At 45.5% G+C, this 14,722-nt stretch carries 14 protein-coding genes; 3 read left to right on the top strand and 11 right to left on the bottom strand.

Annotated elements, in window-relative coordinates; genetic code table 11:
• Position 1: 1 nt before the first annotated feature.
• From CBI31_RS01115 to rpsB, 8 genes are all read right to left on the bottom strand, one after another.
• Complete coding sequence (locus CBI31_RS01115; protein ID WP_088524583.1) at positions 2-1,132, bottom strand: M50 family metallopeptidase; 1,131 nt, start codon at positions 1,130-1,132, stop codon at positions 2-4.
• Between the two features lie 24 nt (positions 1,133-1,156).
• The gene (gene ispC, locus CBI31_RS01110; RefSeq protein WP_088524932.1) at positions 1,157-2,341 is read right to left on the bottom strand and encodes a 1-deoxy-D-xylulose-5-phosphate reductoisomerase; all 1,185 of its coding nucleotides are present in this window, start codon (positions 2,339-2,341) and stop codon (positions 1,157-1,159) included.
• Between the two features lie 5 nt (positions 2,342-2,346).
• Complete coding sequence (locus tag CBI31_RS01105; RefSeq protein ID WP_088524582.1) at positions 2,347-3,174, bottom strand: phosphatidate cytidylyltransferase; 828 nt, start codon at positions 3,172-3,174, stop codon at positions 2,347-2,349.
• 19 nt (positions 3,175-3,193) lie between these two features.
• Positions 3,194-3,967, bottom strand: a complete 774-nt coding sequence (gene uppS / locus CBI31_RS01100) for a polyprenyl diphosphate synthase (RefSeq protein WP_088524581.1) — start codon at positions 3,965-3,967, stop codon at positions 3,194-3,196.
• Between the two features lie 25 nt (positions 3,968-3,992).
• Positions 3,993-4,553 (bottom strand): ribosome recycling factor, encoded by a 561-nt coding sequence (frr, locus tag CBI31_RS01095; RefSeq protein WP_088524580.1) that lies wholly within the window; start codon positions 4,551-4,553, stop codon positions 3,993-3,995.
• Positions 4,554-4,564: 11 nt separating this feature from the next.
• Entirely contained in the window at positions 4,565-5,275 is a 711-nt protein-coding gene (gene pyrH / locus CBI31_RS01090) for a UMP kinase (RefSeq protein ID WP_088524579.1), read from the bottom strand.
• Between the two features lie 186 nt (positions 5,276-5,461).
• On the bottom strand, positions 5,462-6,346 hold the full coding sequence (tsf, locus tag CBI31_RS01085; protein ID WP_088524578.1) for a translation elongation factor Ts: 885 nt from the start codon (positions 6,344-6,346) through the stop codon (positions 5,462-5,464).
• Positions 6,346-7,095, bottom strand: a complete 750-nt coding sequence (gene rpsB / locus CBI31_RS01080) for a 30S ribosomal protein S2 (RefSeq protein WP_088524577.1) — start codon at positions 7,093-7,095, stop codon at positions 6,346-6,348. Before rpsB ends, tsf begins: the two co-directional genes overlap by 1 nt.
• Before the next feature lie 268 nt (positions 7,096-7,363).
• Between rpsB and map the strand changes: the two genes are divergently transcribed.
• Positions 7,364-8,200: a type I methionyl aminopeptidase gene (gene map, locus CBI31_RS01075; protein WP_088524576.1), complete on the top strand. Its 837-nt coding sequence runs from the start codon at positions 7,364-7,366 to the stop codon at positions 8,198-8,200.
• 4 nt (positions 8,201-8,204) lie between these two features.
• The gene (locus CBI31_RS01070) at positions 8,205-10,805 is read left to right on the top strand and encodes a [protein-PII] uridylyltransferase (RefSeq protein WP_088524575.1); all 2,601 of its coding nucleotides are present in this window, start codon (positions 8,205-8,207) and stop codon (positions 10,803-10,805) included.
• Between the two features lie 65 nt (positions 10,806-10,870).
• On the opposite strand, the gene gcl is transcribed toward CBI31_RS01070, so the two are convergent.
• On the bottom strand, positions 10,871-12,661 hold the full coding sequence (gcl, locus tag CBI31_RS01065) for a glyoxylate carboligase (protein ID WP_088524574.1): 1,791 nt from the start codon (positions 12,659-12,661) through the stop codon (positions 10,871-10,873).
• A 134-nt stretch (positions 12,662-12,795) separates the two neighbouring features.
• Here gcl and CBI31_RS01060 point away from each other — a divergent pair, with 134 nt between their 5' ends.
• Positions 12,796-13,719: a LysR family transcriptional regulator gene (locus tag CBI31_RS01060; protein ID WP_088524573.1), complete on the top strand. Its 924-nt coding sequence runs from the start codon at positions 12,796-12,798 to the stop codon at positions 13,717-13,719.
• A gap of 43 nt (positions 13,720-13,762) precedes the next feature.
• On the opposite strand, the gene CBI31_RS01055 is transcribed toward CBI31_RS01060, so the two are convergent.
• Both CBI31_RS01055 and CBI31_RS01050 read right to left on the bottom strand, forming a co-directional pair.
• On the bottom strand, positions 13,763-13,945 hold the full coding sequence (locus tag CBI31_RS01055) for a 4-oxalocrotonate tautomerase (RefSeq protein ID WP_088524572.1): 183 nt from the start codon (positions 13,943-13,945) through the stop codon (positions 13,763-13,765).
• A 12-nt stretch (positions 13,946-13,957) separates the two neighbouring features.
• Positions 13,958-14,722 (bottom strand): class II aldolase/adducin family protein, encoded by a 765-nt coding sequence (locus tag CBI31_RS01050; protein ID WP_088524571.1) that lies wholly within the window; start codon positions 14,720-14,722, stop codon positions 13,958-13,960.

Below are 14,722 nucleotides of genomic sequence, written 5' to 3'. Positions count from 1 at the left end.
TTCAAGGTGAAAGGTAGCGTTGTAAATCGTTAAATAAGGCCAGAAGGGACAAAGAAATTAGTAGTAAAAAGCCCACCTTCTGGAACTGTTCTTGTACCGAAATCGATATCCGCTTACCAGCGACTAACTCCCATGCATCATACAGGAGCTGCCCCCCATCTAACATGGGAAAAGGGAGCAAATTCAAGAGGCCAATGCTAATACTTATAAGTGCTAAAAATGCAAAAAATGGCTGCCAACCTACCTGAGCAGACTTACCCGCCATATCGGCAATACTTAAGGGGCCTCCCAGCTGTTTTACGGAGGTATTCCCAGTAAAAATCCCTGCCATTAGCCTTATGGAGACCTTGGTAATCAACCAAACCCTCTCGCTAGCAAATCCCATGGCATCAAAGGGGCCCAACTTCAACTGATCCCAATCCGTCAGGGGCGCAGACTTAGGCAAAATGCCAAGGGCCAGCATGGGGTCAGTTTGAGGGCTTATCTGAGGTAAATCCCTGGCTAAAAAGGTCTTCATATAGCGACTGCCCGAAGGAGTCTGCATTTCTAAGGAAAATCCAGTCTCATCAGTAAGGGCGTCTAAAAGAGTCCAGCGCAAAGCATTCCAACTGAGAACAGGCTCAAATTCACCGGAAAGCGGTACTGAATTTGAGTTTGCTAGCGTCTGCCAGCCAATCACGCGATCCCCTCCTTCAACACCGAGTTTGGCTGCCACTGAGTTTTCGGGTGGGGCCTTTAATATCGCCGGCAATTGTGGTGCGCCAGAAACATAAATCACAGCAAATAAAACGACTGCTAAAAAGAAGTTAGCAAATGGGCCGGCCGCAACAATCGAGGAACGCTGCCACAGTGGTTTGTGATCAAAAGCCTCTAGCTCATCTGTGGCAGTAATCGTTTGCTGACTATCACGACCATCTAACAACTTCACATAACCGCCCAGAGGAATAGAGGCGATCACCCACTCCGTTTTATTGCTCGCTACATAAGTGAATACTGGCTTACCAAAGCCAACTGCGAATCGGAGCACACGTACTCCACATAAGCGGGCTGCTAAAAAATGTCCGAACTCATGAAAGCTCACGAGGACGCCTAGGGTGACTAAAAATGCAGCAAGTGTAATAAGTGCCTGCAAATGAATTCCTAATTACTTTGTAAGTTAAGAGCGGATAGATTTAATAATGTCATGCGCCACTTTTCTAGCTTGCATATCAATATCCAAAATATATTCGATTGAGTCTGCATCTGAAACCGGCATTACATTTAATGTCTTCTCAACAACCAAGGAAATATCCAAATAAGGTATACCTTCATTCAAGAATGCTGCTACCGCCATCTCGTTAGCTGCATTGAGAACTGTAGGCGCTGTACCCCCCGCTTTTGCAGCGGCAAAAGCCAAAGACAAACAAGGAAAGTGCGCTAAGTCTGGTTCTGCAAAGCTTAACGCTGACAATTGAGTCAAATTCAATTGCGTAACACCAGCCTCGATACGCTCTGGCCAAGCTAAACCATAAGCAATAGGAGTGCGCATATCTGGCTGACCCAACTGCGCAATCACAGAGCCATCTCGGTAGCGCACCATAGAGTGCACTACGCTTTGTGGATGAATCAACACTTTAATTTTTTCTAAAGGCAAACCAAACAACCAAAACGCCTCAATCACTTCGAGACCCTTATTCATCATCGTGGCTGAATCAACTGAAATCTTTCTACCCATGACCCAATTTGGGTGAGCGCAAGCTTGGTCAGGTGTAATGCTCCCCAATTGCTCTAGGGGCGTATTTCTAAAAGGGCCGCCTGAGGCAGTTAACCACAACTCTTCCACTCCCAGACTTGGGTTTGGTGTTTTAGAGAATTGAGGGGGAAGACATTGGAAGATTGCATTGTGCTCGCTATCAATCGGCAGTAGCTCACCTCCACCCTGCTTCATTGCTTGCATGAATAAATTACCGGACATCACTAAAGCTTCTTTGTTGGCAAGCAATACTCTTTTACCTGCTTTAGCGGCAGCCAAGGTGGGAACTAAACCAGCCGCACCAACTATTGCAGCCATCACAGTGTCACATCCTGAATCTGTAACAGCACTTACAAGCGCTTGAGGGCCATAGAGCACTTGTGTATCGATTTTTTGATCAAGCAATATTTGCTTGAGACGAGTAGCTCCATCAGCATCTGCAACAACTGCAATACTAGGCTTAAATTCTGCGCACTGATGAGCTAATCGATCAATTTGCTTGCCGGCGGTAAGGGCGGCTACCTTAAATCGATCTGGATGTGCGCGGATGACATCCAGCGTATTAACGCCGATAGATCCTGTAGAGCCCAAAATAGCGATATGCCTTATCGTCATCACACAAATCCCGCTAGCAATGCTGCAATTGGCATTGTTGGGATCAATGCATCAACGCGATCAAGTACGCCACCATGTCCAGGCAATAAATGGCTGCTGTCTTTCACTCCAGCCAAACGCTTTAACTGAGACTCAAATAGATCGCCAAAGATGCTAAAGGCCACTAAAACCGTCACCATCAAAAACATGGCTACCCAGCCAAAACGAATTGCCCAAGCTCCGAATAGAGTGGACTCAAAAGGTAAATAGATCACGCAGAGCAATGCATAGCCATAAGAAAGTACAAGGCCGCCAATGGCGCCCTCAACCGACTTACCGGGACTGATTTGGATGGCCAACTTACGCTTACCAAATGCCTTACCAACAAAGTAAGCACCAATATCAGCAACCCATACTAAAGCGATGCTTGTCAACAAAAATACTAGGCCAAGCTCTCGTAAGAAGACCAGTGAAAACCAGGTTGCCGGCAATAAAATCAAGCCGAGCACCACATAAAATGGGCGTAACTTTTGCAAAGAAAGGTCGATGCCTTTTGCCAAAATAAAGGGCGCCACAAAGAACCAAAAAATGACTGATAAGAGTAGAAGTGCAAATTGCCAAGATGCGTTTTGCATGCCTAACAGAAATAAAATGATGGCCAAGCAAAATAATGCATAGAGCCAAGCCGCCCACCTAGCTTGGGGAGCCAGTAAAGTACTCCATTCCCATGCAGCAGCTAATAAGGCTGCCAAGAAGAACGCGCCAATATAAAAAGCTGGCAATAAGAACAGGATGGGCAAGAGTACTGCTAGCAGAACAAGGGCAGTAATCACTCGGGTTTTTAGCATGGGTGATCCACTGAAAGAATCAAACTGCGTCACTCAAAGCTTGCGATGCAAGCTGAGCGCTAGTGCGCCCAAAGCGGCGCTCACGCTGACTAAACCAATGAAACGCTTTACGCAGCTCGAGCTCATCAAATTCAGGCCATAAAATATCTGTGAAATACAGTTCTGTATAAGCCAACTGCCACAACAAGAAGTTGCTCACACGCTGCTCGCCACCAGTACGAATAAATAAATCTGGCTCTGGAGCGTAGGCCATCGAAAGATGGGGCGCAAGCAGCTCTTCAGTCACTTGCTCTGGCTTCAGATTGGGGTTGACTTCTAGGCAACGGCGCATGGCTTGCAAGATATCCCAGCGGCCGCCATAGTTTGCAGCAACGGTTAAGGTAATCGCTTTACACCCAGCAGTCTTTTCTTGCGAAAACTGAACCATTTCTTGGATGGCTGGATCAAAACGACTCAAATCACCAATCACGCGCAAGCAAATATCATTTTCTACAAGGCGAGCAACCTCACCTTTCAGAGATTTCAGAAATAGTTTCATCAAAAAACCGACTTCTTCTGGAGGGCGGCGCCAGTTCTCAGAACTAAAGGCAAAAATAGTCAGGTATTGAACACCACTGCGATGACACTCTTGAACAATCTTACGAACTGCAGACAAACCCTCAGAGTGCCCAGCCACACGAGGCATCATGCGTTTGCCAGCCCACCGACCATTGCCATCCATGATGATTGCCACATGGCGAGGAATCGCACTGAACTCTGGAATATCTTGGGTTGAACTGAGGTGTTGGGTCATGAGAGACTTAAATTCAATCGGGTCCTTAAACCGTCATGATCTCTTTTTCTTTTTCAGAGACGAGCTTGTCAATATCAATTACTGCCTTGTCTGTCATCTTCTGAATATCTTCAGTCGCACGACGCTCATCATCCTCAGAAATTTCTTTATCTTTAGTTAGGCGCTTTAAATGCTCATTGGCATCACGACGTAAATTGCGTACAGCAATCTTGGCATCTTCGCCCTCACCCTTCACAACTTTGGTGAGATCGCGACGACGCTCTTCTGTCAAAGCAGGCATCGGTACACGGATCACAGTGCCTTGTGATGCTGGGTTTAAGCCCAAATCAGAATCACGAATCGCCTTTTCGATAGCGGCAACCATTGTCTTCTCAAATGGCTGAACATTAATGGTGCGAGCATCGGCTAAACCTAAGCTGGCAACTTGACTCAAGGGCGTTGGATTACCGTAGTAATCCACCTGAATGTGCTCCAAAATTCCAGGATTAGCACGTCCAGAGCGAATCTTTGCCAAACTACTTTTCAAAGACTCAAGAGACTTTTGCATCTTTTGATCGGTGGTGGATTTAATTTCTGCTGCAGACATCAGGCCTCCTATTAAGCGTGTACCAAAGTACCCTCAGATTCACCATTTACTACGCGCATGAGTGCACCTGGCTTGAGAATCGAAAATACTTTGATCGGTAATTTACGGTCACGGCATAAAGCAAATGCAGTGGCATCCATGACTTGCAAGTTTTTAATGATTGCTTCATCAAATGTAATGGTCTTATATAAAGTTGCTGTTGGATCTTTAACGGGATCAGCACTATAAATGCCGTCGACCTTGGTCGCCTTGAGCATGACATCGACACCCATCTCAGCACCGCGCAGAGCAGCTGCTGTATCGGTTGTAAAGAATGGGTTGCCTGTACCGGCCGCAAAGATCACTACCTTGCCTTCACTCATCGCACGAATTGCACGCGGACGTATGTAAGGCTCAACCACTTGGTCCATTCGAAGGGCTGATTGCACTCGCGCTTCAACCCCTTTTTGACGCAAAGCATCTTGTAATGCGAGGGAATTCATCATGGTAGCCAACATACCCATGTAATCTGCAGTAGCCCGATCCATACCAGCAGCACCACCAGCAACACCTCGGAAAATATTACCCCCGCCAATCACAATAGCCAGCTCAATGCCGCTACTGACCACTTGGGCTATTTCTGCAACCATGGAATCAATGGTTACCGGGTTGATACCAAAAGCATCATCACCCATAAGGGCTTCACCAGATAGTTTGAGGAGGACGCGTTTGTAGGCTGGCATATTTTTATTTTTCCGTAATTTGCTAAGTAATTTACTTACTTAGCTTATTGATCTTTAAGCACTTTTTAATATCTTGGCCAAATTATAAAGGGCTTGGGAAAGATCAAACAAAAGGGCATAGAAACCTGAGTTTCTATGCCCTTTTGGGTATTACCGACCATCTGGGGCAAACCCCAAAATGGCTAATTAAGCAGTAGCTTTAGAGGCAGCAGCTACCTGAGCGGCGACTTCAGCCGCAAAGTCGTCTTGACGCTTCTCAATGCCCTCACCTACAACAAACATGGTGAAACCCTTGATTGTTGTATTTGCAGCCTTGAGCATTTGCTCAACCGTTTGCTTATCGTTCTTGACGAAAGTTTGGTTTAGCAAAGAAACTTCTTTAAGGTATTTCTGAATAGAGCCTTCAACCATCTTCTCAACGATTTCTGGTGGTTTGCCAGATTCAGCAGCCTTTTGTACAGCAACGCTACGCTCAATCGCAATAGATTCAGCAGGAACATCAGCCGTAGATAGAGCCACAGGCTTCATCGCAGCAATATGCATTGCTACATCCTTAGCAGCAGTTTCGTCACCCTCATATTCAACCATCACACCGATGCGGGTGCCATGGAGATAGGAAACCAACTTACTGCTACCGGCGAAACGCTTAAAGCGACGCGGCATGATGTTTTCGCCGATCTTACCGATCAATGCGCTACGAACCTCATCAACTGTTTTACCATTCAGTGGCAATGCCAATAAAGCAGCAACGTCAGCTGGGTTCTTTTCAGAAATCAACTTGACGCACTCGTTTGTAAATGCCAAGAAATCGTCGTTCTTAGAAACGAAATCGGTTTCGCAGTTCACTTCAAGCAAAGCACCGTTATTGCCATTGATGAATGAAGCAACAATACCTTCAGCAGTGACACGAGAAGCAGCTTTACCGGCTTTACTACCTAGCTTTACACGCAGAATTTCTTCTGCACGTGCCATATCACCATCAGCCTCGGTCAAAGCCTTTTTGCACTCCATCATTGGAGCATCAGTCTTGGCGCGTAACTCGCCAACCATTGCAGCTGTGATAGCGGCCATTATTCAGCTTTCCCTTCTTCAACAAACTCTTCTTCGCCTTCTTTAATGGCAGTCATTACTTCTTGAACTGCATTTGCACGGCCATCTAAGATTGCATCGGCAATGCCGCGTGTGTAAAGGGTTACCGCTTTACTAGAGTCATCATTACCAGGAATAATGTAGTCAATACCTTCTGGTGAGTGGTTGGTATCTACAACAGCAATCACTGGAATACCAAGCTTGTTAGCCTCAGTAATTGCAATCTTGTGATAACCAACGTCCACTACGAAAATGGCATCAGGAACACCATTCAGATCCTGAATGCCACCAAGTGCTTTTTGCAATTTGTCGAGATCACGGTCATTAGTCAAGGCTTCTTTCTTAGAAAGCTTGTCCCAGTCGCCCGCCTCTTTAGCTACTGCCATGTCCTTCAAGCGCTTGAGGGAACCCTTAACAGTTTTGAAATTGGTGAGCGTACCGCCCAACCAACGGCTATCGATATAAGGCATGCCAGCACGAGTTGCTTCTTCAGCAATGATCTCGCGTGATTGACGCTTAGTACCAACAAATAAAATCGTGCCACGATTAGCAGAAACTTGTTTTGCAAATTTCAGGGCGTCCTGAAACATTGGCAATGTTTTTTCCAAGTTAATAATGTGGATTTTGTTACGATGACCGAAAATATATGGGGCCATCTTTGGGGACCAGAAGCGCGTTTGGTGACCAAAATGGCAACCGGCTTCCAGCATTTGACGCATCGTTACTGACATAACTTCTCCTAAGGGTTGGTTCTAAAATTGAGTCCTAGCTGCGCTAAAAAACGCCACCCTGGAAGGCTCAACTTGCGATTTCAAGTCCAAAATAGACCCGAGACCGAAATTATAGCTTAAATATCAATGCTCTAGCTAGCCCTAGCCCAGGATTAGAAGGGGTGAAGCAGCATGAAAGTAACTCCAGATACCCTCCACAGCAGGTACTTGCCTAAATTTTAGGCAATCTTGTTAGGTCAAAACTATCCAAGTCGTTGATAATCAAGGCATGAATAGTGTATTTACTGCAGAAAAAGACATCCTTGGAATGCGCGAAGCTGGCCGCTTGGCTAGCGAAGTTTTGGATCATGTAACGCCCCATGTCAAGGCTGGAGTGACCACCGGAGAATTGGACCGGATTTGCCATGAGTACATGCGCGATGTCCAAAAGACGATTCCTGCACCACTCAACTACCAGCCTCCTGGCTACCCACCATTTCCAGCTTCTATTTGTACCTCAGTCAATGATGTGATTTGTCACGGCATCCCGGGGGATAAAGTTTTAAAGAGTGGTGATGTTGTTAATTTAGATATCACAGTGATTACGCCCGATGGCTACTACGGCGACACTAGTCGCATGTTCATGGTGGGTGAAGTTTCTGTCATGGCAAAACGTCTTACCCAAGTGACTTTTGAATGTATGTGGCTTGGTATAGCCCAAGTTAAACCAGGGGCATCACTCGGTGATATTGGTCACGTTATTCAAACCCATGCTGAAAAATCTGGCTACTCTGTAGTACGTGAATATTGTGGCCATGGTATCGGCAAAGTATTTCATCAAGATCCGCAAATTCTGCACTATGGCAAACCTGGCACCGGTGAAAAGCTCGTTGCTGGCATGACTTTCACAATCGAGCCTATGATTAATGCTGGCCGTCGCGATATCCGTACGATGCCAGATCAGTGGACCGTCAAAACAAAAGATCGCAGCTTGTCCACACAGTGGGAGCACACTCTCTTGGTTACACAAACTGGTGTTGAAGTCTTAACCTGGTCCGAAGGAAGTAACCCTGCGCCTGATTGTGTCAAAGATCTTTCTTTTAGACCATCGCTAGCCAGCGCTTAAATCTATGAGCGATTTGCAGCAAGGGACAAGTCAGATTACTAATGCAGCCAGTCTGCGCGCTGCGCGAGAAACTGCCTACACTGAGTTTAAAAAAACTCAAGCTGTTGGCAAACTGACTAAGCAGTTAAGCAAAGTCACAGATCAGCTTCTCACTCAATTTTGGAGTGATTGTGGTTTAAATAATGACGCCACTTTGCTGGCAGTTGGGGGGTACGGTAGAAGCTCACTGTTCCCTTACTCTGATATTGATATCCTCATCCTACTTCCTGCAAATGATGAGTTGGCCCAATCCTTATCCAAAAAGGTTGAGCAATATGTTGCTAGCTGTTGGGATGCCGGCCTAGAGATTGCCTCTTCAGTAAGAACGGTTGCTGAATGTATTTCGGAGTCGGAACAAGATATCACCGTGCGCACTTCTTTGCTCGAAGGGCGATTCATTTGCGGCAATAGACCGCTATTGAAAGAATTCACAAAGGCGTTTGAAGCTGCCATGGATCCCAAGGCTTTCTTCCAAGCAAAGCTGGCAGAGCAAATTCAGCGTCACTATAAATATCAGGACACACCCTACTCGCTTGAGCCTAATTGCAAAGAGAGTCCTGGTGGATTACGAGATCTACAAATTATTTCCTGGGTTAGTAAAGCAGCATTACTTGGCAAGACCTTTAAAGACTTAAATGAAGCAGGCTTAGTGACCCAACGCGAGCTCACTGAATTAAATCGAAATCAGCGTTTTTTAGAGACACTCAGAGCCAACCTCCATTTACTTGCAGGGCGAAGGCAAGATGTGATCGTCTTTGACTTACAGACCGCCTTAGCCAAGTCCATGGGTATTGAAGAAGAGTCCTCTCGCCTGGCTAGTGAAGCGATTATGCGTCGCTACTACTGGGCTGCAAAAGCTGTCAATCAACTCAATGATGTACTTTTACAAAACATTGAAGCACTCCTCTTTCCACAAGAGTCGAAAACAACTCACACCATTGCTGGTGAAGGTAATGAGTATTTCATTGAGCGACAAGGGGTTCTGGATATTACTGATCCGCAGCTTTACCAAAAACATCCTGAGCAAATTCTGCGAACCTTTTTGGTGTTTGCTCAAACATCCAATGTGAAGAGTCTCTCTGCAACTATTTTTAGAGCCCTGTATAACGCTCGTCAAAAAATGGACAGTAAATGGCGCGCCGCCCCAGTCAACAGAGCGCTTTTTATGGAGCTGTTAAAACAACCTGATGGCGTCACTCGCGCATTTCAGCTCATGAATCGCACCAGCGTCCTAGGTCGCTACCTGCCGGCCTTTAGAAGAATTGTTGGGCAGATGCAGCATGACTTGTTTCATATCTATACAGTAGATCAACATATTTTGATGGTGCTACGCAATGTACGTCGCTTCATGGTGATCGAGCATACCCATGAATTTCCCTTCTGCAGTGGCCTCATTGCTCACTTTGAAAAACCATGGCTATTAGTAATAGCCGCTCTATTCCATGACATTGCCAAAGGCCGCGGCGGCGATCACTCAGAGCTTGGTAGAGCTGATGTGCGTAAGTTTGCAAAAGAGCATGGCTTGGATAAAAAAGATACTGAGCTCGTAGTATGGCTAGTTGCTGAACATCTCAATATGAGCCAGACAGCTCAGAAGCAAGATATCACCGACCCAGATGTCGTCAGAGCATTTGCCAAAAAAGTAGGTGATGAGCGTCACCTGACTGCACTCTACTTATTAACCGTTGCTGATGTGCGCGGTACTAGCCCTAAGGTCTGGAACGCCTGGAAAGGTAAGTTATTAGAAGACCTCTATCGCGCCACACTCAGAGTACTCGGCGGCGCTAAGCCTGATGCCTCTTCAGAACTGGCCCAACATCAAGAAGAGTCTAGGGCTAAATTGCGTCTCTACGGCATTGATGATGAGTCCTATGAAGATCTCTGGAAGCAACTAGATGTCGCCTTCTTCTTAAGGCAGGATTCATCTGATATTGCTTGGCTCACCCGACATCTGTACAACAAAGTCAACAACGATCAAGTAATTGTCAGAGCAAGGCTATCACCTATTGGCGAAGGATTACAAGTAGCCGTTTACGTGAAAGACCAAGAAGATCTCTTTGCCAGAATCTGCGCCTATTTTGAAAGACATGGTTTCTCGATTTGGGATGCTCGCATTCATACGACTCGTCATGGTTATGCTTTAGATACCTTCCAAATATCTGGCAGTACCTTGGTAGATGAGGGCGGCAGTTATAGAGACATCATTCAACTGGTTGAGTTTGAGTTAACCGCTGCTCTAACGAATGCAGATCCCTTGCCCAACCCAAGCATGGGTCGCCTCTCCAGGCAATCACGCACCTTCCCGATTCAACCACGCGTTCATATGGTTCCGGATGAGCGTGGCAGATATTACACACTCGCACTATCCGCTAGTGACCGCACCGGCTTGCTCTACACAATCTCTAGAGTGCTAGCCAAACATCAGGTATCCATTCATACCGCACGAATTAATACCCTAGGCGAGCGAGTGGAAGATGTATTACTACTCGATGCAGCTAATTTAGGTAAGAATCCTAAATTACAGATCCAGTTAGAAACTGAGTTGCTTGAGGCTTTGGGGGCTTAATCACCCACAAAAAGAAAGAGCCCAGGTTTTAAGCTGGGCTCTTGCAATACAAACTTCTTGAATGCTTAGTCTAAGAGGCCTGCCATTTGTAAGCCCTCACGACCAGCTGGGTGACGACAATCAACTTCTTCAAACTCATTGATATTGTCAATCTCCATGCCCATCGCAATATTGGTTACCTTTTCCATGATCACCTCAACCACTACTGGCACCATGAAGTGTTTAGCCATCTTCTGCGCTTCAACTAAAGCAGCATTAATCTTGGCAGGATCGCTTACACGGATTAATTTGCAACCTAAACCTTCAACCACTTTGCCATGGTCAACGCCATAGCCCTTGAGGGTTGTATCGTCGACGTTGATATTGTCAAAGGCCAACTGTACGCAGTAATCCATATCGAATCCGCGTTGCGCCTGACGAATTAATCCGAGATAGCTGTTGTTCACCAATACCATTACTAGAGGCAATTTAAATTGCGCACCTACAGCCAGCTCTTCAATTAAGAACTGGAAGTCGTAATCACCTGATAAACCAACGACGGTACGAGTAGGATCAGCAGCCAATACACCTAGAGCAGCAGGAATAGTCCAGCCTAATGGGCCAGCTTGCCCGCAGTTAATCCACTGGCGATCGCCATACACATGCAAGAACTGTCCACCTGCAATTTGCGATAAACCAATGGTGGTCACATAAATAGTATCGCGACCAAATGCAGTGTTCATCTCCTGATAAACACGTTGTGGTTTGACTGGAATGTTATCAAAATCAGTTTTACGCAACATGAGCTTCTTACGCTCTTGGCAACGACTTACCCAATCACCGTAATTATTAAGTTTGCCTTTTGCCTTCCAATCTTTAGCAACTTCAACAAATAACTCAAGAGCTGCTTTAGCATCGGAAACAATTCCATAGTCAGGCGTAAATACACGACCAATTTGGGTAGGCTCAATATCAACGTGAACAAACTTACGGCCTTTGGTATATACATCAATTGAACCGGTGTGACGATTAGCCCAACGGTTGCCAATGCCTAATACAAAGTCGCTTGCTAGCATAGTTGCATTGCCGTAGCGATGCGAAGTTTGCAAGCCAACCATACCAGCCATTAAGGGGTGGTCATCTGGAATTGATCCCCAACCCATTAAAGTTGGAATGACTGGAATGTTCATTATCTCGGCAAACTCTACTAATAACTTAGAGGCATCTGCATTGATGATTCCGCCGCCAGCCACAATCAATGGCTTCTCGGCAGTCATTAACATTTCCATCGCTTTTTCGATTTGCTTACGGCTTGGAGTAGGCTTATAAACCGCCAATGGCTCATAAGTATCGATATCGAATTCAATTTCAGCCATCTGAACATCGATTGGCAAATCGATTAATACCGGCCCTGGACGTCCAGAGCGCATGATGTGAAATGCTTGTTGAAATACGCGTGGCACTAAACCTGGCTCACGAACGGTAACAGCCCATTTGGTAACAGGCTTAGCAATACTCTCAATATCAACAGCTTGGAAATCTTCTTTGTACAAACGTGCACGTGGTGCTTGGCCTGTAATACAAAGAATTGGAATGGAATCAGCGCTCGCTGAATATAAGCCGGTGATCATGTCGGTTCCAGCAGGACCAGATGTACCAATACAGACGCCAATATTGCCAGCCTTCGCACGGGTATAACCTTCAGCCATGTGCGATGCACCTTCTACGTGGCGTGCCAAAATATGGGTAATCGACTGACGTTCACGAAGTTGCGCATAGAGTGGATTAATTGCAGCGCCAGGGACTCCGAAAGCAGTAGTAATGCCTTCTTTTTCCATTACCAAAACCGCTGCCATTGCTGCCTTCATTTTTGCCATGATTTGCCTCCCAATGTTGTTGTAGGGGCAATGATGGTCAAATTTGCCTATTTTGGGAAGATCAGCAAATCTATATCTAGTATTCCACCACGGAATAGTGTAAAAATAGTGCACCTAAACCCTTAAAAAGCACTATGGATCGCGTCCAAGGCATATTTCTATTTATTCGAATTGTTGAGACAGGCTCCTTTAGCAAGGCCGCTGAGGACTTGGGTATTACCCAACCAACGGCAACGAAGTTTGTAGCTAGCCTGGAAAAACGTTTAGGCACTCTATTGCTGCATCGCAGCACACGTGGAGTTATGGCAACTGAAATTGGCAAGCTCTACTACGAAAAATGCAAAATCATTTCTCAAGAAATTAACGAGGCTGATGATCTCGCCTCATTAATGCAATCTAAAGTACGTGGGAAGTTAACCATCAGCTCTTCAGTTGCTTTTGGGCGCCGCGTACTAACACCCTCCATCCTAGAATTTATGTCGCACCATCCAGAGCTAGAAGTAGATTTGAGTATGGATGACCGCTACATCAATCTCGTTGAGCAAGGAGTGGATTTAGCAATCCGAATGAGAAATCTACCGGACTCCTCATTGGGCTCCCGATTCATCGGTATGAATCCCTGGATATTAGTTGCTAATCCTAAATATCTTCAAGAACACCCATCACCTAAAGTGCCAGAAGATATCAAAAAACATCGTGCCCTGATCTATACAACAGCACAAAGCGATCATCGCTGGAGCTTTACAAATCCCCAAAATCAAACTGAGGTTGTTGAGGTGAAGGGTCCATTTATTTCAAATAACCTTTCTTCCATTCTTTCGGCCGCGAGAGCAGGAATGGGCTTAGCAGCACTGCCCTGCTATGTGGCACATCAATCAATTCAAGATCAAGTGTTACAACCAGTAATGGAAGACTGGCTGCTACCAAGTCAAGAAATGCATGCAGTATTTTCGTCGCCTAAACATGTACCCACTAAAGTGAGTCAGTGTATTGATTGGCTACAGGGTCAATTTAAAGGGGAATGGTGGAAAGGCCTTCCCCCGGAGCATATTGAATAAAAAAATCCCCAATGAATGGGGATTTGATGAATACAAGTTAGAACTAATCACTCCATAACTTACCTGCAGTAGCCCAATCTGATTTTTTGATGTCTTGATAGATCACATCTACAGACTCAGCAGAGCAACCCATAATTTTGACGGCAGCTTCAGTAATGGCTTTTGCATACTCACGCTTCACATCTTCTGTACGACCTTCAAATAATTGAACTTGAATGACCGGCATCTTTACCTCCGACTAATAGTTAATAAACAAACGTTGATATGCAGGCCATTCTAGCTGACCCTCCTGATCACCATCACTACAAAGCTGCTCGTAGGTTAATTCGCAGATAGCTGTAGGGGGATATACAAGATCCCCCTGGGATCCAGCTAGCAGCTGAATGTTGCAGGCCTTATCGAGTACATCCATTAAATAAAACGCTTGCTGAATAGATATCCCACAAACAATACTGCCATGATTGTGTAATAGCATGGCCTTCTTATTACCCAAGTTTGCAATCAAGGAATCCTGCTCTTGCGATGAAAGGGCTAAGCCCTGATACGGGTGGTAGCCCATATCTTGATAAAAACGCAAGGCATGCTGAGAAATCGGCAATAGCCCTTGCTTCTGGGCCGATACAGCAATCACAGCATCTGCATGCAAATGAAATACACAATGTGCATCTAACCTTGCTGCATGTACTGCTCCATGAATTGCAAAACCCGATTGATTGACTGGGCCATCACCAGACAATATCTTGCCTTCAATATTGACCTTCACTAAATTCTGCGGAGTAACCTCATTAAAGCGTAGTCCAAACTGATTGAGCAAATAAGCGCCTTCTTCGCCTGGGATCGCTGCAGATATATGGGTATAGATTCCGTCATCCCAATTTTTAAGATACGCGAGTTGATAGGCCGTTGCTAAATCAATACGAACTTGCTTCTCTAAATCAGAAATTGGTCCCAAGTTATCCCAAGATTTAGCAATTAGAGAAAATTCTTGATGTAATGAATTCAT

It is taken from the genome of Polynucleobacter campilacus, from assembly GCF_002206625.1.
Taxonomy (GTDB): domain Bacteria; phylum Pseudomonadota; class Gammaproteobacteria; order Burkholderiales; family Burkholderiaceae; genus Polynucleobacter; species Polynucleobacter campilacus.
The sequence above is the reverse complement of the archived record's forward strand: the minus strand, read 5'-3'. Positions and strand labels throughout refer to the sequence as shown.